This is a genomic window from Janthinobacterium amylolyticum, assembly GCF_051380655.1.
In the GTDB taxonomy this organism is placed as follows: domain Bacteria; phylum Pseudomonadota; class Gammaproteobacteria; order Burkholderiales; family Burkholderiaceae_D; genus Janthinobacterium.
On the sequence record NZ_JBNYXL010000005.1, the window covers coordinates 250,118 to 270,932 of the forward strand.

General features: G+C 65.1%; 19 protein-coding genes. 3 read left to right on the plus strand and 16 right to left on the minus strand.

Annotation, left to right across the window (positions count from 1 at the left end; genetic code table 11):
• Positions 1 to 40 precede the first annotated feature (40 nt).
• Positions 41 to 616 carry a nucleoid occlusion factor SlmA gene (gene slmA / locus ACQ4WR_RS12620; protein WP_086137299.1) on the plus strand — a complete coding sequence of 192 codons (576 nt, stop codon included), beginning with the start codon at positions 41 to 43 and terminating at the stop codon, positions 614 to 616.
• A gap of 21 nt (positions 617 to 637) precedes the next feature.
• Positions 638 to 2,476: an aminodeoxychorismate synthase component I gene (gene pabB, locus ACQ4WR_RS12625; RefSeq protein WP_436487595.1), complete on the plus strand. Its 1,839-nt coding sequence runs from the start codon at positions 638 to 640 to the stop codon at positions 2,474 to 2,476.
• On the opposite strand, the gene ACQ4WR_RS12630 is transcribed toward pabB, so the two are convergent.
• Together ACQ4WR_RS12630 and ACQ4WR_RS12635 are read right to left on the minus strand one after the other, a co-directional pair.
• Entirely contained in the window at positions 2,473 to 2,832 is a 360-nt protein-coding gene (locus ACQ4WR_RS12630; protein WP_102292989.1) for a DUF1428 domain-containing protein, read from the minus strand. The genes pabB and ACQ4WR_RS12630 overlap by 4 nt on opposite strands.
• Before the next feature lie 118 nt (positions 2,833 to 2,950).
• Positions 2,951 to 3,544, minus strand: a complete 594-nt coding sequence (locus tag ACQ4WR_RS12635; RefSeq protein WP_102293091.1) for a glutathione peroxidase — start codon at positions 3,542 to 3,544, stop codon at positions 2,951 to 2,953.
• Positions 3,545 to 3,724: 180 nt separating this feature from the next.
• On the opposite strand from ACQ4WR_RS12635, the gene ACQ4WR_RS12640 reads away from it, so the two are divergent.
• On the plus strand, positions 3,725 to 4,858 hold the full coding sequence (locus tag ACQ4WR_RS12640) for an extracellular catalytic domain type 2 short-chain-length polyhydroxyalkanoate depolymerase (protein WP_436487597.1): 1,134 nt from the start codon (positions 3,725 to 3,727) through the stop codon (positions 4,856 to 4,858).
• 19 nt (positions 4,859 to 4,877) lie between these two features.
• On the opposite strand, the gene gabD is transcribed toward ACQ4WR_RS12640, so the two are convergent.
• The 14 genes from gabD to xylB all read right to left on the minus strand — a co-directional run bounded on the left by gabD (position 4,878) and on the right by xylB (position 20,813).
• Positions 4,878 to 6,332: an NADP-dependent succinate-semialdehyde dehydrogenase gene (gabD, locus tag ACQ4WR_RS12645; protein WP_102292991.1), complete on the minus strand. Its 1,455-nt coding sequence runs from the start codon at positions 6,330 to 6,332 to the stop codon at positions 4,878 to 4,880.
• A gap of 92 nt (positions 6,333 to 6,424) precedes the next feature.
• Positions 6,425 to 7,267: a PPK2 family polyphosphate kinase gene (locus tag ACQ4WR_RS12650; protein WP_436487600.1), complete on the minus strand. Its 843-nt coding sequence runs from the start codon at positions 7,265 to 7,267 to the stop codon at positions 6,425 to 6,427.
• On the minus strand, positions 7,264 to 7,686 hold the full coding sequence (locus ACQ4WR_RS12655; RefSeq protein ID WP_436487601.1) for a CoA-binding protein: 423 nt from the start codon (positions 7,684 to 7,686) through the stop codon (positions 7,264 to 7,266). The genes ACQ4WR_RS12650 and ACQ4WR_RS12655 overlap by 4 nt, the downstream gene beginning before the upstream one ends.
• Before the next feature lie 172 nt (positions 7,687 to 7,858).
• Complete coding sequence (locus ACQ4WR_RS12660; RefSeq protein WP_436487602.1) at positions 7,859 to 8,500, minus strand: bifunctional 2-keto-4-hydroxyglutarate aldolase/2-keto-3-deoxy-6-phosphogluconate aldolase; 642 nt, start codon at positions 8,498 to 8,500, stop codon at positions 7,859 to 7,861.
• A gap of 13 nt (positions 8,501 to 8,513) precedes the next feature.
• Positions 8,514 to 9,410 carry an SMP-30/gluconolactonase/LRE family protein gene (locus ACQ4WR_RS12665; RefSeq protein ID WP_436487603.1) on the minus strand — a complete coding sequence of 299 codons (897 nt, stop codon included), beginning with the start codon at positions 9,408 to 9,410 and terminating at the stop codon, positions 8,514 to 8,516.
• Between the two features lie 14 nt (positions 9,411 to 9,424).
• Complete coding sequence (araD, locus tag ACQ4WR_RS12670; protein ID WP_102292996.1) at positions 9,425 to 11,155, minus strand: L-arabinonate dehydratase; 1,731 nt, start codon at positions 11,153 to 11,155, stop codon at positions 9,425 to 9,427.
• Positions 11,152 to 12,165 (minus strand): 2-dehydro-3-deoxygalactonokinase, encoded by a 1,014-nt coding sequence (locus tag ACQ4WR_RS12675; RefSeq protein WP_436487606.1) that lies wholly within the window; start codon positions 12,163 to 12,165, stop codon positions 11,152 to 11,154. Before ACQ4WR_RS12675 ends, araD begins: the two co-directional genes overlap by 4 nt.
• Positions 12,166 to 12,245: 80 nt before the next feature.
• Complete coding sequence (locus ACQ4WR_RS12680; RefSeq protein ID WP_436487608.1) at positions 12,246 to 13,016, minus strand: aldose epimerase family protein; 771 nt, start codon at positions 13,014 to 13,016, stop codon at positions 12,246 to 12,248.
• Positions 13,013 to 14,194, minus strand: a complete 1,182-nt coding sequence (locus ACQ4WR_RS12685) for a XylR family transcriptional regulator (protein WP_102292999.1) — start codon at positions 14,192 to 14,194, stop codon at positions 13,013 to 13,015. Before ACQ4WR_RS12685 ends, ACQ4WR_RS12680 begins: the two co-directional genes overlap by 4 nt.
• Before the next feature lie 67 nt (positions 14,195 to 14,261).
• Positions 14,262 to 15,404 (minus strand): sugar ABC transporter permease, encoded by a 1,143-nt coding sequence (locus ACQ4WR_RS12690; RefSeq protein WP_102293000.1) that lies wholly within the window; start codon positions 15,402 to 15,404, stop codon positions 14,262 to 14,264.
• Positions 15,401 to 16,978, minus strand: a complete 1,578-nt coding sequence (xylG, locus tag ACQ4WR_RS12695) for a D-xylose ABC transporter ATP-binding protein (RefSeq protein WP_436487611.1) — start codon at positions 16,976 to 16,978, stop codon at positions 15,401 to 15,403. Before xylG ends, ACQ4WR_RS12690 begins: the two co-directional genes overlap by 4 nt.
• A gap of 166 nt (positions 16,979 to 17,144) precedes the next feature.
• A complete protein-coding gene (gene xylF, locus ACQ4WR_RS12700; protein WP_436487838.1) occupies positions 17,145 to 18,119 on the minus strand; it encodes a D-xylose ABC transporter substrate-binding protein in 975 nt (324 codons plus the stop codon).
• A 145-nt stretch (positions 18,120 to 18,264) separates the two neighbouring features.
• A complete protein-coding gene (locus ACQ4WR_RS12705; protein ID WP_436487613.1) occupies positions 18,265 to 20,061 on the minus strand; it encodes an IlvD/Edd family dehydratase in 1,797 nt (598 codons plus the stop codon).
• Entirely contained in the window at positions 20,046 to 20,813 is a 768-nt protein-coding gene (gene xylB / locus ACQ4WR_RS12710; protein ID WP_436487615.1) for a D-xylose 1-dehydrogenase, read from the minus strand. Before xylB ends, ACQ4WR_RS12705 begins: the two co-directional genes overlap by 16 nt.
• Positions 20,814 to 20,815: the final 2 nt, after the last annotated feature.

Sequence of the window (20,815 nt, forward strand, 5' to 3'; positions counted from 1 at the left end):
TCCCATCAAGGCAGCATTTTTTTTAACGACAAGAGAAAATATGGCAAGCACACCGCCGGGCCAACGCAGGCTACAAATTCTTCAGGCCCTCGCCGCAATGCTGGAGCAGCCGAAAGGCGAAAAGATCACCACCGCCGCACTGGCGGCCAGACTGACCGTATCGGAAGCGGCCCTGTACCGCCATTTCGCCAGCAAGGCGCAAATGTTCGAAGGGCTGATCGAATTCATCGAGTCGAGCGTTTTCGGCCTGATCAACCAGATCGCGGAAAAACACAGCGACGGCATGACGCAGACGCGCGACATCGTCGGCATGCTGCTCAATTTCGCCATCAGCAATCCGGGCATGACGCGCGTGCTGATCGGCGACGCCCTGGTCAATGAAGACGAGCGCCTGCAAGTGCGCATGAACCAGTTCTACGACCGCGTGGAACTGGCGCTCAAGCAGGCCTTGCGCGTGGCCGCGGCCGAAGGCCATGGCAAGGAAAGCGAAGTGGCAGCGCGCGCCACCCTGATCGTCAGCTTCGTCATCGGACGCTGGCACCGCTACGCCAAGAGCGGCTTCAAGATCAACCCATCCCAGGAAGCGGCGCTGCAAATCGCCATGCTGCTGGGATAAATCACCGCCGTCGCTGTGCCCATGCCTACCGCCTGTTTCGCCCTGCTCGACGACGCCAGCACCCCCGGCGCCGGTTCGCGCCTGTACACGGGCCTGGCGGCGGTCTTGCAGTGCACCGAGGAGCAACAGTGGCCGGCCCTGCTGGAAGGCCTGCAAGGTGCCCTGGATCGCGGCAAGTACGCCGTCAGCGTGTGCAGCTACGAACTCGGTGCCCACCTGCTGGCCATGCCGCCGCGCGCGGCCAGCCTTGACGCGCCGCCGCTGGCGCAGGTGCTCGTCTTCGAGCACTGCACCCAGCTGTCGCAGGACGAAGTGGCGCAGTGGCTGGTGGAGCACGCGCCGGCGACAGCCGCACCTGCCGGCGTGGCCGGCATCGACGCCAATGTCGACCAGGCCGGATTCACGCGCGCGCTCAAGCGCATCCACGACTACATCGTGGCCGGCGACACCTATCAGGTCAACTACACGTATCGCTTGCGCTTCGACGCCTTCGGCTCGCCCCTGGCCCTGTATGCGCGGCTGCGCGCGCGCCAGCCCGTGCCCTACGGCGCGCTGGTGATGCTGCCCGATGGCGGCGCCCTGCTGTCGCTGTCGCCCGAACTGTTCGTGCGCCATGCGCAGGGCGAGCTGACGGCGCGCCCCATGAAGGGCACGGCGCCGGCCGCCCCAGCCGAACAGGCGGAAGAAAACGCGCGCCGCGCCAGCGCCCTGTCTGCCGATCCGAAGAACCGCGCGGAAAACCTGATGATCGTCGACCTGCTGCGCAACGACATCGGCCGCATCGCCGTCACGGGTTCCGTCAAGGTGCCGGCGCTGTTCCAGGTGACGCGCTACAGCAGCGTGCTGCAAATGACCTCCACCGTGCAGGCGCGCCTGCGCCAGGATGCCAGCCTGGCCGACATCTTCCAGGCCCTGTATCCGTGCGGCTCGATCACGGGTGCGCCGAAACGCCGCACCATGGAAATCATCGCCGAACTGGAGCCGGCGCCGCGCGGCATCTACACGGGCGCCATCGGCTGGTTCGACCCGCCAGGCGCCGGCGCTGGTCACGCTGTGGGCGACTTCTGCATGTCCGTGCCGATCCGCACCCTGGCCTTGCAGCCCCCAGGAGCGAAGGGCACCCGGCGCGGCGAGATGGGCGTGGGCGCCGGCATCGTGCTGGACAGCGAACCACACGAGGAATTCGCGGAATGCCAGCTCAAGGCGCGCTTCCTGACGGGCCTGACGAACGACTTCGAGCTGTTCGAGACCCTGCACGCCAGCCGTGGCCATGGCTGCCGCCAGCAGGAGCGCCACCTGGCGCGCCTGGCCGCGTCCTGCGCCTATTTTGGTTTTGCCTGGGATGCGGATGCGGCCCGCGCGGCGCTGCACGCGGCCTGCGCGGCGCGCCCCGACGACGCCCCCTTCCGCCTGCGCCTGGCGCTGCGCTGCGACGGCCAGTTCAACGTGCAAAGCGGCGCCCTGAGCGCCTTGCCTGACACCGTGAAGGTCATGCTGGCGCCCGACACTACAGCGGCGGACGACCTGTTCCTGCGCCACAAGAGCAGCGTGCGCACGCGCTACGACGCGGCCTGGCGCGCGGCCGAGGCGCAAGGCGGCTTTGACATGCTGTTTTTTAACGAGCGGGGAGAATTGACGGAAGGCGGGCGCAGCAATGTCTTCGTGCAGTTCGATGGGCGCTGGCACACGCCACCCCTGTCCTGCGGTTTGCTGCCCGGCGTGCAGCGCGCGGCCATGCTGGCCGATCCCGCCTGGAACGCGCAGGAAACCGTCATCACGCGCGCCATGCTGGCGCGCGCCGAAGCCATCGTCGTGTGCAATGCGCTGCGCGGCGCGCTGCCGGCCGTGCTGGCAACTTAAAGATCTATGCGCATTTCATAGCCGCCATAGATCATCCGCTTGCCATCGAACGGCAGCTTGGCCGGGTCCATCATCTCGGCCAGGCGGGGGTCTTTCATGACCTTGTCGTTGATTTCATCGCGCTTGGCGCGCGACTCGTACACGATCCAGGAAAACACCACCACTTCGCCATCCTGCAAGTCCACCGCCTGCGGGAACGACGTCAGCTTGCCCGGCTTGACATCGTCGCCCACGCATTCGCGAAACTCCAGCGCGCCATATTCGCGCCAGACGGCGGCGCAGCTGCGCGACATGGCCAGATAGTCATCGAGCCTGGCTTTCGGTACGGGCACCACAAATCCATCGACATACGCCATGATGATCTCCTTGAGGGTTGTTCAAAAGATGAACAACCAGCTTAGGACAATGATGGCAAGACGACAAGCGCGGCATTAAAAAAAAGCAGGCATTCAAGCCTGCTTGTGTCTCGACAACTTACATCGCCAGCGCCTTTTCCACCGCACCAACCAGTTTCTTGTCGTCCGGCGTCACCTTGCTGGGGAAGCTTTCCACCACCTTGCCCTGGCGGTCGATCAGGTATTTATGGAAATTCCAGGCCGGCGTCTTGCCCGTCTGCTTGATCAGGTCCAGGTACAGCGGATTGGGCGCCGGGCCGGAAACCACCGACTTGGCGAACATGGGGAATTTGACGCCATAGGTGTTGTAGCAGAAATCGGCGATTTCCTTGCTGTTGCCCGGTTCCTGCTTGCCGAAATCGTTCGACGGGAAACCCAGCACCACCAGGCCCTTGCCGCCGTACTTGGCGTACAGCGCTTCCAGCCCTTCGTATTGATTGGTAAAACCGCAATAGCTGGCCGTATTCACCACCAGCACGACCTTGCCCGCGTACTGGCACAGGTTTTGCGGTGCTTCATCCTGCAGGCGGTTGAAGGTTTGCTTGAGGATGGCGGGGCAGGCGGCCGGCGCGGCGGCGGCTGCAGGAGCTGCAGGGGTGGCGGCATGGGCCGGCACGGCCAGGCTGGCAGCGAGGGCCGCACACGCAAACAGCGGAGCTAGGATCTTGGACATGAAGGGCACCATGGTCGAAAAGAAAAAACCATTCTATGCCAAACGCCGCGCGCGCGTGCAAGGCAGACAACAACAGCAATTGCTTGAGCGACATCAAAGCCTGTGCAGTACTTGCCCAGCACACAGTTTTTTTACCTATGCTCGGCCTTCCTGCCCCTTTCCTTGCCCTGTGGAGTTGCCATGCCCTACCCGCACCTGACCGCATTCCCCGCCGCCCTGCTGGCCGCCAGCCTGCTGCTCCTGGCCCCAGCCGGCGTGCACGCCGCCACGACCGTCAAGGCCGCCAAAGCCGTCAAACCCGCCGCGGCCAACGATGCACCCGCCCTGCCCGCCTACCAGGTCGACCTGGGTCAGACCACGGTGTCCGGGCTGTCGTCCGGCGGCTTCATGGCGGCGCAGTTTGCCGTCGCCTATTCGGCCACCGTTGCCGGCGCCGGCATCATCGCGGGCGGCCCGTACTTCTGCTCGGGCCAGCCGGGCCGCTTCCCGTATATTCCCTACCTGACCAACGCCCTGACGACGTGCATGAATCCGGGCGAATCGCAGGTGGCGCCACCCGTGGCCAGCGAATTGCTGCGCGCGGCCAACGATTTCGCGCGCGCCAATCTGATCGACGATACGGCCAACCTGAAGCGCCAGCGCGTGTATCTGTTCAGTGGAACGCAAGACCGGACCGTGACACGGCCCGTGGTCAACCAGGTGAGCCAGTTCTACCAGTTGGCGGGTACGCCGGCGGCGCAGATCCGCTTCATCGACAATGTCGGCGCGGGCCACGCCATCCTGACGGACAGCGCCAACGACAAGCCCTGCGCCGTGACAGAGTCGCCGTTCATCAACGACTGCGACTACACGCAGGCGCGCGACATCCTGCAGCATCTGTACCCGGACCTGCAGGCGCCAGCGGCCACCCCGACGGGCAAGATAATCGCCTTCAACCAGCGCAGCTTCATCCGCAAAGCGTATTCCAGCATGAACAATACGGGCTACGCCTACATTCCGAAAGCCTGCGACAGCGAAACCTGCCGCGTCCACGTGGTCTTCCACGGCTGTCTGCAAACGACGCAGGCGATCGGCAACCGCTTCTACACCAGCACCGGCTACAACCAGGTAGCGGACGCCAACAAGATCATCGTGCTGTATCCGCAGGCCGAGCCGAGTCCCGTCCACCCCTACAACCCGAAAGGCTGCTGGGATTTCTGGGGCTACACCAGCGTCAACCCCATCGACCCGGATTTCTACCGCAGGAGCGGCACGCAAATGGAGGCGGTCAAGGGCATGCTGGATCGTCTGGCTGCGCGCCGCGGCTCACGTTAAGCGGTCTTATTCAGCGGTCTTAGATACCGCCCATGCAGATGTACTTGATGACCAGGTAGTCTTCAATACCGTAGGTCGACCCTTCACGGCCCAGGCCCGATTGCTTGACGCCGCCGAAGGGCGCGATCTCGTTCGAGATCAAGCCCGTGTTGACGCCCACCATGCCCGTTTCCAGGCCTTCGGCCACGCGCCAGATACGGCCGATGTCGCGCGAATAGAAGTAGGCGGCCAGGCCGAATTCCGTGTTGTTCGCCAGGCCGATGACTTCCTCGTCCGTCTTGAAGCGGAACAATGGCGCCAGCGGGCCGAAGGTTTCTTCGGTGGCCACGCGCATGTCGTTCGTCACGTCGGCGATGATGGTCGGCTCGAAGAAGCCATTGCCCAGCGCATGGCGCTTGCCGCCGGCCAGCAGGCGGCCGCCCTTGCCCAGCGCGTCGGCCACGTGCTCTTCCACCTTGGCGACAGCCTTGTCATCGATCAGCGGACCTTGCGTGACGCCCGCCTCGATGCCGTTGCCGACCTTCAGCTTGGCCACGGCCGCCACCAGTTTCTCGGCGAACGCTTCATACACGCTGTCCTGCACGTACAGGCGGTTGGCGCAGACGCAGGTCTGGCCCGCGTTGCGGTATTTCGAAGCGATGGCGCCTTCCACGGCCGCATCCAGGTCGGCGTCGTCAAAGACGATGAACGGCGCATTGCCGCCCAGTTCCAGCGACAGCTTCTTGATCGTCGGCGCGCATTGTTCTGCCAGCAGACGACCCACCTGGGTCGAGCCCGTAAACGTCAGCTTGCGCACGATCGGGTTCGAGGTCATTTCGCCGCCGATGTCTTTCGGCGCACCGGTGACGATGCTGAACACGCCCGCCGGCACGCCAGCGCGTTCGGCCAGCACGGCCAGCGCCAGCGCGGAAAACGGCGTCGCTTCGGCCGGTTTCAGGACCATCGGGCAGCCGGCGGCCAGGGCCGGGCCGACTTTGCGCGTGATCATGGCGGCGGGGAAATTCCATGGCGTGATGGCGGCGCACACGCCGATCGGCTCCTTGGTGATGACCAGGCGGCGATCCGGCCATGGCGACTGCAGGGTGTCGCCCGCGACCCGCTTGCCTTCCTCGGCAAACCACTCGATGAACGAAGCGCCGAACTGCACTTCGCCCTTCGCCTCCGGCAGCGGCTTGCCCTGTTCGGTGGTCATGATCAGCGCCAGGTCGTCGGCGTTTTCCAGGATCAGGTCATGCCAGCGGCGCAGCACGGCGGCGCGCTCCTTGGCCGTCTTCTTGCGCCAGGCGGGCCAGGCCGCGTTGGCCGCTTCGATGGCGCGGCGCGTCTCGGCCGCGCCCATCAAGGGCACCGTGCCGATATGCTCGCCGGTGGCGGGATTGCTCACATTAATCGTCTGGCCACCGTCGGCATCGACCCAGGCTCCGTTCAAGTAAGCCTGGTGACGCAACAAGGTAGGATCTTTCAACTGCAGCATATGGATCTCCGGTCTGGTTTGAATTATCGACGGAAGATACTATGCCACAGCGCGGCCGATTCCGCAGGCGGACAGCCGAAGCGCCCGCGCTTTTACTCGACCTTGTAGGACGACAGCTTCGGGTCCGGCGGCGGATACGCGAGCTTCATGCCCTGCAGGGTTTCCAGCAGCAGCGACGCCACCACCAGATTGCGCTGGGTCTTGGAATTGGCCGGCACCACATACCACGGCGCGTGGTCGGCGTCCGTCTCGCGGATCGCCGTTTCATAGGCGCGCTGGTAGGCATCCCACTTCTTGCGCTGGGCGATATCGTTGGGATCGAACTTCCATTGGCGGTCGGGATCATCGAGCCGTTCCTGCAGCCGTCCCCTCTGCTCGTCCTTGGAAATATGCAGGAAGATTTTCAGGATGACGGTGCCCGTCTCGCTCAGCATGCGCTCGAAATCGCGGATCTGCGCGTAGCGGCGCTGGCATTCCGGCTTGTCGATCATTTCCTGCACGCGCGTGATCAGCACATCCTCGTAGTGGCTGCGGTTGAAGATGGCGATCTCGCCCTTCACGGGCACGTGCTGGTGCACGCGCCACAGGTAATCGTGCGCCAGTTCGATGTCGGTCGGGCCCTTGAAGGCCACGGCGCGGATGCCCATCGGGTTGATATTGCTGAAGATCGCCTTGACGGTGCCATCCTTGCCCGAGGTGTCCATGCCCTGCAACACCAGCAAGACCTTTTTCTTGTGCTGCGCGTACAGCATGCTCTGGCACTCGGCGATCTGCGCCGTCAGCGCCACGGTTTCCTCGCGGTCCATGGCCTTGCACTGGGCCGATGTCAACTTCTTGTTGGCCGCCTTGGTGGCCGCGCCCAGCAGGCGCTTGCCGGCGAAGTCCTCGTCCAGCGCATAGCCCTTACCGGCGCGAAATTGCGTGCGCGCCTTCATGCCGCCACCGCCAGCTTGCGGTGCTCAATTTTTGTGCAGTGGTCCATCACCACCTCCAGCCCCGCCGCCCGCGCCAGCTGCGCCGCCGCTTCGTTGACGATATTGAGTTGCAGCCACAGACAGCCCGCCTTGACGGCGATGGCCTCCTCGGCGATCGGCAGGATGTCTTCCGACTTGCGGAAGCAGTCGACGATATCGATGCGCGCGGGGGCCACAGCGGCAGCAGCGTCGCCCAGGGTGGCAAAGGCGCGCTGGCCCAGCACTTCCTTGCCGGCGAGGGCCGGATTGACGGGCAGCACGCGGTAGCCATGCCGCAGCAGGTAGTCGGCCACCTCGTGGCTGGCGCGTTCCGGCTTGTCGGACATGCCGACGATGGCGATAATGCGGCTGTCTTGCAGGATGCGGGCGATGTTGGACATGGTTTGTATAGGCAGGCGTGCGACATTGCCCGCCTAGCGTAGCAGAAAAAACCTACTACGCGGCGCGATTTGCGTCCTCCGATGCTCACTGCCTTGGCGGCCCCGTGCATCGCACAGCTGCGCTTCTCAGCCACAACTCACATCCGCTCGCTACGGTTTTCTCAGCAGGACGTTATTGAGAACGCACGGCCGCCATCTTTGCCACGAAGGCTTGCGCGCGCGCCGTCACGGCCGCGTAATCTCCCGTGGCGCCCGGGCCACTCAGGCTGCTGCCGATCCCCACGGCCACGGCGCCGCTGGCGAACCATTCGTGCAGGTTTTCCACCGTCACGCCGCCTGTCGGCATCAAGGGCGCCTGCGGCAGCGGCGCGCGCAGCGCCTTGATGTAGGCGGGACCGAACATCTCGGCCGGGAAGACCTTGACGATATCGGCACCCGCCTGCAGGGCCGTGACGATTTCCGTCGGCGTCATCGCGCCCGGCATGGACAGCACCTGGTAGCGCTGGCACAGGGTAATCGTCTCGACGTTGACGCCGGGCGAGATGATGAACTGGGCACCGGCCAGGATGGCGGCGCGCGCCGTCTCCGCATCGAGCACCGTGCCCGCGCCCAGCAGCACGTCATGACCATGGCGTTCGCGCAGGGTGCGCAGCACGCCAAGGGTGTCGGGCGTGGTGAAGGCCACTTCCAGCGCCGTGACGCCGCCGGCGATGCACGCCTCGGCGATCTGCAGGGCGGCGTCGGGCGAGCCGGCGCGCACGATGCCGACCATGCCCCGTTCGAGGATGCCATTGAAAACCAGGTTTCTTTGCATATGCCTTCTCCTCTCAGGCCGGCACGGCGCCGAAGCGCACTTCCGGCAAGCCGCGCACGCCGGGCTGGCGCGCATGGAACAGGCCACCGGCCAAAGGTTCGGCCGCCAGTTGCGCCGGGCTCAAGCTTTCCTGCGCCGTCGTGATGAACAATTCGTCAAAGGTGCCGCCACCGAGGCTCACGCAGCTGGGCTGCGACACGGGCAAGGTCACCGTGCGCTCGACGCTGCCATCGGGCGCGAAGCGCAGCACCTTGCCGCCGCCCCACTGCGCGCTCCACAGGTGGTCGTCCGCGTCGATGGTGGCGCCATCGGCCGCGCCGGGACCCGGTTCGAGCACGGCAAACACGCGCACCCGGCTGGCATCGCCGCCCAGGTAATCGTCCCAGCGGTAGATCGCCTTTTTCATCGAATCGCAAAAGTACATGGCCGTGCCATCGACGCTGAAGCAGATGCTGTTCGAGATGGCGATCGCCGGCAGCGGCAGGCGTTCCAGGGTCAAATCCAGGTTGAGGCGGTAAAAGCTGGCGATGGCGTCGCGGCACGGACGTTCATCGAGCGTGCCGAAGACAAAGCGTCCCTGGCGGTCGCAGCGGCCATCGTTCAGGCGCGTCATGGGCAAGTCGCCCTCCACCGTGTGCAAGGGCGTGACGGCCCCGCTACGCACGTCAAACCACGCCAGGCGCGAGGCGAGGCCCAGCAGCAGGATGTCGTCGCTATGCGTCTGCGCGAAGCAGGCCAGGCGCTCTGGCATGTCCCAGGTCTGGCGTTCCCCTGAGGCCAGCTCCAGCGCATGCAACTGGCAGCCTTCGATATTCGTCCAGAAAATCCGCCCGCTGCGTTCGCACCAGCGCACGCCCTCGCCCAGGAAATTTTGCGCGTCGACCAGTAATTGGGCCTGTGTCCCCATCATTTTTTCCTTCTTTTTTAATGTGATTCGCGCGGCACGGCCGACCCGCGGCAGCCGACGAGAAAGTCGAGGTCCGCGCCTTCATCGGCCTGCGTCACGTGCTTGATGTACATGGACTGGTAGCCGCCCTTCATGGCTGGCTGCGGCGCGGCCCACTCTGCGCGGCGGCGCGCCAGTTCGGCCTCGTCGACGTCCAGGTGCAAACGCCGGCCCTCGACGTCCAGTTCGATCATGTCGCCGTCGCGCACCAGCGCCAGCGGGCCGCCCACGGCCGCTTCCGGCGCCACGTGCAGCACCACCGTGCCAAAGGCCGTGCCGCTCATGCGCGCGTCCGAGATGCGCACCATGTCGCGCACGCCCTGCTCCAGCAGTTTTTTCGGCAGCCCCATGTTGCCTACTTCCGCCATGCCCGGATAGCCCTGCGGGCCGCAGTTTTGCAGCACCATCACGCAGCTGGCATCGATATCGAGCTGCGGATCGTCGACGCGCTTTTTATAGTGTTCGATGCTGTTGAAGACGACGGCGCGGCCGCGGTGCTGCATCAGCGCGGGCGTGGCGGCCGATGGCTTGATGACGGCGCCGCGCGGCGCCAGGTTGCCATGCAGGACGGCGATGCCGCCTTCGTCCTTGAATGGCTGCGCCAGCGGCGTGATCACCTGCGGGTTGAAATTTTCCGCTTCGGCCACGTTCACGGCCAGGGTCGCGCCCGTCACCGTCAGCGCCTCGCCATGCAACTTGCCCAGCAAGTCGCGGATGATGACGGGCAGGCCGCCCGCATAGTAAAAATCTTCCATCAGGTACTGCCCCGATGGCATCAGGTTCAGCAGGCACGGGATATCGCGCCCCAGGCGGTCCCAGTCGCCCAGGCGCATGTCCACGCCGATGCGCCCGGCAATGGCTAGCAGGTGGATCACCGCATTGGTCGAGCCGCCGATGGCGCCATTGACCATGATGGCGTTTTCAAACGCCTCGCGCGTGAGGATCTGCGACAGTTTCAGGTCTTCATCGACCATGCCGACGATGCGCCGGCCCGTCAGTTGCGCCTGCAGCTTGCGGCGCGCGTCGACGGCGGGAATGGCCGCATTGCCGGGCAGGGTCACGCCCAGCGCTTCGACCATGCTGGCCATGGTGGACGCCGTGCCCATGGTCATGCAATGGCCGGAAGAGCGCGACATGCACGATTCGGCTTCGCGGAACTGCGCCTGCGTCATGCGGCCACCGCGCACATCCTCGGAAAACTTCCACACGTCCGTGCCCGAGCCGATGGGCTGGCCACGGTAATTGCCGTTCAACATGGGGCCGCCGGACAGCACGATGGTGGGCAAGTCCACGCTGGCCGCGCCCATCAGCAGCGCCGGCGTGGTCTTGTCGCAGCCCGTCAGCAGTACCACGCCGTCGATCGGGTTGGCGCGGATCGATTCTTCCACGTCCATGCTGGCCAGGTTACGGAACAGCATGGCCGTCGGGCGCAGATTCGATTCGCCCAGCGACATCACGGGAAACTCGACGGGGAAGCCGCCCGCTTCCAGCACGCCCTTCTTGACGGCTTCGGCCAGGTCGCGGAAATGGCCATTGCAGGGCGTCAGTTCGGACCAGGTATTGCAAATGCCGATGACGGGGCGGCCATCGAAGGCATCGCTGGGATAGCCCTGGTTCTTCATCCAGCTGCGGTGGATGAAACTGTCCTTGTCGTCGCCGCCGAACCATGCCTGCGAGCGCAGGGCGCGCTTGCCTTTCGATTCACTCATGCTGCTTCCTTGCGTAAAATCAGGCCGCGCGCGGCGGCGATCAGCAGGGCGCCATGGCCCGCCAGATGGTTTTGCTGCTGGTCGTCGACGACGATGCGCTTGCCATAAAAGAAGCCCTGCTCCTCGATCAGCAGCGACAGCGCCTGGCGCAGCATGGGCTTGCCCGCGATGACGAGCGGCGTGTCGGGACGCATCTGGATGGCCGTGCTGTTGCGCAGCGCCAGCAAGTCGCCACTGAGCACGGCTCCCATCAGGAAATTGGCACGCTCGTTGCAGTCGACGGTGCTGAACTGGCCCAGGGTGCGCACGCTGAAGCAGGCGCGCGCCAGTCCCGTTTTTTGCGCGGCGGCGGCGCCGGCCAGTAGCATCTTCGGCACCAGGGTCTGCGCAAAGCCGCCTTCGACCGATTGCTTGATCAGCGTATGCTGCGAAATCGCCTGCAGCAGTTCGCCGGCGATGGTGGTGCTGCAGCCGAGGATGCGGCGCTGCTCGTCCACACTGATCAATTTCGTGTGCGAGCCGGGCACGATGATGGTGGCCGCGCCGCGCAGCTGCAACCGCTCCAGCAGGCCGATGACTTCCGTCTCTTCGCCGCGCATCATGTCCATCGCTTCGACGTTATGCAGGCCGATGGCGCCATGCTGGTTGCGCACACCGGGGATCAGCCACAGGGGCTGGGCCAGCACGTCGGGCAAGTCCACCGCCTGCATGCCTTGCGCCAGCTGCGCCAGGCCGGCCGGCGCCGGCAAATGCGGCACTTCCAGCACGCCCATGGGCGAACTGATCATGCCCGACGCCAGCGCCAGGTGCAGGTCGCCCGGCGCGATGCCAGCACTGTCCAGCACGGAGGCGATGGTCTCGCGCAGCGCCTGTTTCAGCGCGCCGTTGTGGCCATCGATGGCCGTATTGCGCACGCCCGTTTCCTGCTGCGCCTGGGCCAGCACGGCCCCGTCGCGCCATAGCAGGGTACGCGTATTGGTGGTGCCGGCATCGATGGTGACTATATTCATGGGCAGGTTCGCAGCGTCGGTAAGAAAAAAGAAAGGGGAAAAACTACCTCATGGTAGAACTGCCCCGCATATCTGACCAATCACTTATTTAACATCATTGATACCGGTTCAGATATGTCAAAATCATCCATATCCTGCACCCCCAGACGGTAGATCAACGCCAGCCGCGCGGCCACGCCAGGCAACAGTTCCAGCGCCTGCGTGGCGCAGGAAAAACCGCGCGCATCGGTGCGCAAATGGAAACTGGATTGCGTGCTGGAAAAACGCAGGACCCGGGCCGAAGCGGGCTCGGCAACTACTGCCGCTTGCCGCAGTGCGCCATCCCCGGCGCAGTAAAAATCATGATCGAAACCGGCCATCCCCGCCAGCGCCGGCCAGGCCAGCCGTGCGCCCACGGGTGCCGGCTGGCGAAAATCGAAAGCGCTGCCCGCGACATCGACGGGCTCCTCCTGCGTTCGCCCCACCGGTCGGTAGCGGCCGGCCGCCAGGCGCAGCACATGGTCGGCCACGCTGGTGCTGCGGCCCTGCAGATTGAAGCGGGGCGCGGGCAGCGCGAAACGTGACACGGCGTCCGTCGTGGCCTCGCAGGCCAGGTGCAAGCCGCCATCGTCGCCAAGCCGGTACAGCAGGCGCGCCGACAGGCCATCCTGCGCCAGCTGCAGCAGCAGGCTGGCATCGTCAGGCATGCTCCCCAGCCAGCCATTGAGCGCCGGCGCGCCGGGCACTGCCCTGGCCAGCACGTCGGCCATGCGGCCATAGCGGTCGGGCGCCCACCATGATTGCAGGCTGGCGTCGTGGGCATCGACCGCTACGCGCATGCCGCGCGCGTTGTGCAAGGTAAAAACCGTCATGGCGGCGGACGGCTGCGCTGCTGGAATTCGCGCGGCGTGCAACCGAGTTCGCGCTTGAAGACGGCGTGCATATACTGCACCGTGGTAAAGCCGCAACGCACGGCCACCTCGGCCACCTGGCCCGGTTCGCGCGCCAGCAGCGTCTTGGCCGCATCGAGCTTGAAATGCAGGATCTCGTCGTGCACGCTGCGCCCCAGCTCATGGCGGAAATGCGCTTCGAGCGAGGAGCGCGACACGCCCACGTAATCGGCCACCTGCTCCGTCTTGATGCCCTGGCAGGCGTACTGGCGGATGAAATGGCGCGCCTGCATCACCTGCGGATGCTGGAACGGCTGGTGGCGCGTGGAAGCGAGCACGTTCAGGCCGGCCGGCGGCACGAGGATGCGCGTACCGGCCAGGCGCGCGCCATTCAACATCTGGTGCAGCAGGTGCGCCGCCGTGCGGCCCATCTCCTCGGTTCCCTGGATCACGGAACTCAAGGGAATGCGCGTGAGCATGCGCGCCAGCGGGTCGTTGTCGATGCCGATCAGGGCCACTTGCTCCGGCACGGCGATGCCCGCGTGCATGCAGGCCTGCAGCAGCTGGCGCGCGCGCGCATCGCTCACCGCGATGATGCCGACGGGCTTTTCCAGGCTGTTGAGCCAGGCGATCTGCTGCTCCACCGCCTCGTCCCACGAGGGCGCACTGGTGGCCACGCCCCGGTACACGTCGGCGCGCAGGTGGTCGCGCTGCATCAGCGCGCAAAACGCCGTTTCGCGCTCCTGCGCCCAGCGGTTGACCTCCGCCTCGGGCAGGCTGAAGCAGGCGAAACGCGTCAGGCCCGCTTCCACCAGGTGGTCGTAAGCCAGCTTGACGATCTTGAAGTTATCCGTGGCGACATAGGGAATGCCGGCCGGGTAGTCGGCTTCGCGCGCATACGAGCCGCCGACAGCCACCACGGGCACGCGGCTATGGGCCAGCGCAGCGCACACGGCGGGATCGTCGAAATCGGCGATGATGCCGTCGCCCTGCCAGCGCTCGATGCCGGGCAGGCGGCATCGAAAGTCCTCTTCCAGGAACAGGTCCCACGACACGCGCGTGGTGTTCAGGTAGGCGGCGATGCCCGCGATGATGTCGCGGTCATAGATTTTATTCCCGTTGAACAGCAGCGCGATGCGGTGCGCGGTCGGTAACTTCATGCTGGTGTCTCCTCCATGTGGCGGCCGGAACGTATCGTCGTCCCTGGCTGCCGGTCACGCATCGGTCTTACCGGCGTCCCGCCCTTGTACTGACATCAACCCAGACGGCGAGAGTCAGAATACTGCCTTTCACGATCATCTGCCAGTAAGTGTCCACGTCCAGCATGGACATGCCGTTATCCAGGCTGGCCATCACCAGCGCGCCGATCAGGGCACCGTACACGGTGCCCGAGCCGCCGCGCATCGAGGTGCCGCCGATGAAGCAGGCGGCGATGGCATCGAGCTCGCTGAAGGTGCCGGCCGAGGGCGAACCGGCCGCCAGGCGGCCGGTGTTGATCAGCCCTGCCAATGCGCACATCAGGCCCATGATGCCGAAGATCCACAGCTTGACGGCCTTGACGTTGATGCCGGACAGTCGCGTTGCTTCCATATTGCTGCCGACGGCGTAAATGCGCCGGCCAAACACGGTCTGGCTGGTGATGTAGCTGAACAGGCCAAGCAGGGCCAGCAGCAGAAGCACGGGCAGCGGAATGCCTTCATAGCCGTTCAACGTCTGCACGAAGGCATACAGCACGGCGCCGATGACGGCCACGCGCAAACCGTCGAGCCACGCGGCCGGCTGCGGCAAGCCATGCTGGGCGCGGCTGGCGCGCGCGCGCCACGTCAAAAAGGCGGCCAGCAGGAACAGGCCGATGCCCAGCGCGATGCCCGGCACGGCGGGCAGGTAGCCCTGCCCCAGGTAGACCATCGGTTCGGAGACGGGGGCGATGGTGATGCCGCCCGTGATGCCCAGCAAAATGCCACGGTAGGCCAGCATGCCGCCCAGGCCGACGATAAATGAAGGGATGCCGCGGTACGCCGTCAGATAGCCATTCAAGAGGCCAATCACCAGGCCGCAACCCAGCACGGCCGCCAGGTTCAGCGCCAGCGGCCAGTGCTGCGTCACGTCCAGCACGGCGGCGATACCGCCCAACAGGCCCAGCAGGGAACCGATGGACAGGTCGATCTCGCCGGCGATAATCACCAGCACCATGCCGCAGGCGAGGATGCCCGTCACGGACATCTGGCGCAGCAGATTCGACAGGTTGCGCGGCGTGAGGAAACTGCCCTCCGTCTTCCAGGAAAAGAAGGCCCAGATCAGCGCCACGGCGATCAGCAGGGCCAGCATCTTGTATTGGGTGAACAGCTGTTTGACGTTCATCGGTTTCATGCGGCGGGTTCCTTGTTTGCGGGGGTGGCGGCGGGCGCCGGATGCTGCGACAGCGCGGCTGCCAGCACGGTTTCCTGGCTCAGGCCATCGTTGATGAAGTCGCCGCGCAGCCGGCCTTCGCCCATCACCAGCACGCGGTCGGAGACGCCCAGCACCTCGGCCAGCTCCGACGAGACCATGATGATGGCCACGCCCCGGTCAGCCAGCGCCAGCATCAACTTGTAGATTTCATATTTGGCGCCCACGTCCACGCCGCGCGTGGGTTCGTCGAGGATCAGCACGCGGGGTCGCGTCAGCAGCATCTTGGCCAGCACGGCCTTTTGCTGGTTGCCGCCCGACAGGCTTGTAATGGGCAGCGACGGGCTGGCCGTTTTCAGTTCCAGCTGGGCGATCTCGCCGCGCACGGCCGCCAGTTCCGCTTCGCCGTCGATGCGCGTGGCGCGCGCAAACTCCTCCAGCACGGCCAGGGTGATGTTTTGTCCCACGTCCAGGTCGGGCACGATGCCGTGGTGCTTGCGGTCTTCCGGCACCATGGCCAGGCCCATGGCGATGGCTTTTTGCGGCGTGCCCGTATCGATGCGGCGGCCATCGAGCCACACTTCGGCCTGGCACGGTCCCTGGTAGGCGCCGAACAGGGCGGAGACAAGCTCCGTGCGCCCCGCGCCCACCAGTCCGGCGATGCCGAGAATTTCTCCCTTGCGCAGGCTGAACGACACGTCGTCGACGCGCTTGCGCTGCGGGTTGTCCGCATCGATGCAGGTCACGTGGCGCGCCTCGAACAGCACCTCGCCGATGGCCGCTGTGTTTTCCGCTGCGCGCTGCGGATACAGCTGGCTCATTTCGCGGCCCACCATCTGCGCGATGATGCGCTCGACATTCATCTGCGCCATGGGCGTGGTGGCGATGTGTTTGCCGTCGCGGATGACGACAATGGTGTCGCAGATGGCGGCCACCTCATCGAGCTTGTGCGAAATATAGATGCAGGTGACGCCACGCGCCTTCAAAGCGCGCAGGATGTCGAGCAGCACGGCGATTTCCGACGCCGTCAGCGACGACGACGGTTCATCGAGGATCAACAGGCGCGCATTCTTGTTGAGCGCCTTGGCGATTTCCACCAGCTGCTGGTGGCCGCCGCCGTAATTCATCACTGGCAGCGCCACGTTCAGCTGCGGGATTTTCAATTCGCGCAGCAGTTCGTCGGCGCGCTTGTACATGGCCGCATAGTGCATGCGTCCGCCGGGCAGGGTGAGTTCGCGGCCCATGAAGATATTCTCGGCCACGGACAACTGCGGCACCAGCATCAGTTCCTGGTGGATGATGATGATGCCCGCGTCTTCCGTGTCGCGGATCGAGTGCGCGCGCAGGGGCTGGCCTTCCCACAGGATCTCGCCGTCCCAGCTGCCGTGCGGGTAGACGCCGGACAGCACCTTCATCAGGGTCGACTTGCCGGCGCCATTCTCGCCGCACAGGCCGATGCACTCGCCGGCCCGCACCTGCAGGTCGATGCCGTCGAGGGCGCGAACACCGCCAAACTGTTTGACGATGCCTTTCATTTCAAGCAGATAATCGGACATGCTCACTCTCGTTGCGGATACGGGGAAAACCACAGGCTGGAAGATCGGCGTAGGTCGGGTGAGCGCGCAGCGCGTAACCCGACACCATCACCAGCGCTTTGCAAGCGCCGGCGGGTGTCGGATTACGCTACGCTAATCCGACCTACGTCCAATATTCTCGCGGAACTTAATTACCCAGCTGCGCCTTGGTATAGAAGCCGTCGTCAACGAGGATGTTCACATTCGCCTTGGTCAGCGGCGTCGGTTTCAGCAGCACGGTGCTGACCTTTTTCAAGCCATTGTCATAGCTGGAGTTGTAGGCCGGCTTTTCATTGCGCGCCAGTTGCACGGCCAGCTTGGCCGCTTCGGCGGCGATGGTTTTCAGCGGTTTGTAGACGGTCATCGCCTGCGTGCCGGCGATCACGCGTTTGACGGCCGCCAGGTCGGCGTCCTGGCCCGAGACAGGTACCTTGCCCGCCAGCTTTTGCGCGGCCAGCGCCTGGATGGCGCCGCCCGCCGTGCCGTCGTTCGAGGCGACGATGGCATCGATCTTGTTGTTATTCGCCGTCAGCGCGTTTTCCACGATGGACAAGGCTTCCGTGGCGCTCCAGTCTTTCACCCATTGTTGGCCCACCACCTTGATATCGCCCTTGTCGATGTAGGGCTTGAGCACTTTCATCTGGCCTTCGCGCAGCATCTTGGCGTTGTTGTCCGTCGGCGCGCCGCCCAACAGGTAGTAATTGCCCTTCGGCTGCAGCTTGACCACGCCTTCGGCCTGCATCTCGCCCACTTTCTCGTTATCGAAGGAGATATACGCGTCGATATCGGCGCCCAGGATCAGGCGGTCATACGACAGCACCTTGATACCGGCCTTTTTTGCTTCCTTGATGGTGTTGTTGAGGACAGTGGCGTTGAATGGCACGATCACCAGCACGTCCACGCCACGCGAGATCAGGTTTTCGATTTGCGAAATCTGGCGCTGTTCGCTGGCGTCGGCCGACTGCACGAAGACCTTGGCGCCCTGCTTTTCGGCGGCGGCGATGAAGAAATCGCGGTCGCGCGTCCAGCGCTCGACGCGCAAATCGTCGATGGAAAAACCGATCTTCGGGTTTTTCGCGTCGGCCAGGGCGGCGCTGCTGCTCAATGCCAGCATGGCGGTCATGATGGCTGCACTGATGATCTTGTTCATTGTGTGTCTCCTTGTGGATGTTATTAACGACGTTTTTTAACTACGGGTACTGCTGAAAAATTTGCTGATCGTGGTGTTGTCGGCTTACGCGCGCAGCGCTAAGCCGACCTACGTGCTGCTAATGGTTATGCCGTGGCAGGGTCTGGCCGACTGCGCGGTATTTCAGCGCCAGCTCTATGCAGGCCCCCGTTTCCAGCTGGCCCACGCTGGCGCGGTACATCTCCTGCCATGGCGTGGCGCTGTCGTTGACGGGTGGCGGCAGCTCCTGCGCGCGGCGTGCCAGCTCGGCGGCATCGACCAGCATGTCGCAGCGCCCCGCATGCAAGTCCACGCGGATGATGTCGCCCGTGCGCAGCAGCGCCAGGCCGCCGCCGACAGCGCTTTCCGGCGACGCGTTCAGGATCGACGGGCTGTCCGAGGTGCCCGATTGGCGTCCGTCGCCCAGGGTCGGCAAGTTCAAAATGCCGGCCTTGAGCAAGGCATCGGGCGGCTGCATGTTGACCACTTCGGCCGAGCCGGGCCAGCCCACGGGACCGGCGCCACGCATCACCAGCATGCAGCTGTCGTCAATCGCCAGGGCCGGGTCGTTGATGCGAGCGTGGTAGTCGGCAGAACCATCAAAGACGATGGCGCGCGCCTCGAACACGCCCTCGCTGCCGGGACGCGACAGGTAGCGTTCGCGGAAAGCGGGCGAAATCACGCTGGTCTTCATGATGGCGAAATCGAACAGGTTGCCCTGCAGGGCCAGGAAGCCCGCCTTTTCCTTCAGCGGCGCGGCAAACGGACGGATCATCTCGCGGTCCGCGCTTTCGCGCCCTGCCAGGTTGGCCGCCATGCTCTGGCCCGTGACCGTCAAGCGGTCCGCGTGCAGCAAGCCCGCCTCTTGCAGCTCCCACATGACGGCGGGCACGCCGCCGGCGCGGTGGAAGCGCTCGCCCAGGTATTTGCCGGCCGGCTGCATGTTCAGCAGCAGCGGCACGTCATAGCCGTGTGCCATCCAGTCGCTCGAGTGCAGTTCCACGCCCGCGTGGCGCGCCATGGCCATCAGGTGCGGCTGGGCATTGGTCGAGCCGCCGATGGCCGCATTGACGATGATGGCGTCCAAAAACGCCTCGCGCGTGAGGATGCTCGACGGGCGCACGTCGTCGTGCGCCATGCCAACGATGCGGCGCCCCGTTGCATAGGCGATCTGGCCCCGCTCGCGGTAGGGTGCGGGAATGGCCGAGCAGCCCGTGAGGGACATGCCCAGCGCCTCGGCCAGCGCATTCATGGTCGATGCCGTGCCCATGGTGTTGCAGTGGCCGGCCGACGGCGCCGAGGCGGCGGCGATCTGCAGAAATTTGTCGTTGTCGATCAAGCCGGCGGAGAGCTGGCGGCGGCCCTTCCAGATGGCCGCGCCGGAGCCCACCAGCTCACCGTCCATCCAGCCGTCGAGCATGGGGCCGCCCGACAGCACGATGGCGGGAATATCGACCGTGGCGGCCGCCATCAGCTGCGCCGGCGTGGTCTTGTCGCATCCCGTGGTCAGCACCACCGCGTCGATCGGATAGCCGTGCAGGATCTCCACCAGGCCCAGGTAGGCCAGGTTGCGGTCCAGCGCCGCCGTGGGGCGGCGGCAGTTCTCGAAGATCGGGTGCAGCGGGAATTCCATCGGGATGCCGCCCGCATCGCGGATGCCGTCGCGCACGCGCTGCGCCAGTTCCAGGTGGATGCGGTTGCACGGGCTGATGTCGCTGCCGCTTTGCGCGATGCCGATGATGGGCCGGCCCGAACGCAGTTCCTCGGCCGTGATGCCGTAGTTCATGAAGCGCTCCAGGTACAGCGCCGTCATGTCGATGTGGTCGGGATTGTCGAACCAGTCCTGCGAACGGAAACGCCGCGGTGCTTTAGCGGTGACGTTCATGCGCCGTACCATCCCGCGTCGACGAAATATTCGCGTCCCGTGCACTTGGCCGCGTTGTCGGACGCCAGGAACAGCGCCAGCGCCGCCACGTCTTCCGGTTCCACGCGCGTCTGCAGGCATTGCCCCTGCAGGATCACGGCTTCCGCTTCCGGCGTATGCCACAGGCGCTCCTGGCGCGGCGTGCGCACGGCGCCGGGAATGATGCAATTGACGCGGATGCCATCGGCGCCCAGGTCGCGCGCCAGGCCGTGCGTCAAGCCTTCGATGCCCGCCTTGGCCGTCATGTAGATCGACAGGTTGGCTTGCGCCAGGTGCCAGGAAATCGAGCCCAGGTTGAGGATCACGCCGCTGCCCTTGCCACGCATGGCCGGCGCCACGGCCTGGGCGCAGAAATACTGGTGACGCAGGTTGACGGCGATGCGTTCGTCCCAGTAGGCGGGCGTGACGTCCTGCAGCTGATGGCGGTCGTCGTTGGCCGCATTGTTGACGAGGATATCCGTGGCGCCACTGGTGTTGCCGATATCGGCGAAGGTGGCGGCCAGGGCGTCGAGGTCCGTCAGGTCGCAGTAGCGGAACACGGGCGGCTGCGGCAGCTGCGCGAGTTTTTCCTGCAGCGCCAGCGACGCGTCACGGGCAATGTCGAGAAAGGTAACGTGGGCACCCTGGCGCGCGAATGCCTCGACGATGGCAACGCCGATGCCGGTACCGCCGCCCGTGATGACGACGCGTTTATTGGCCAGGCTGGGATAAGTTGCATGCTGCATGG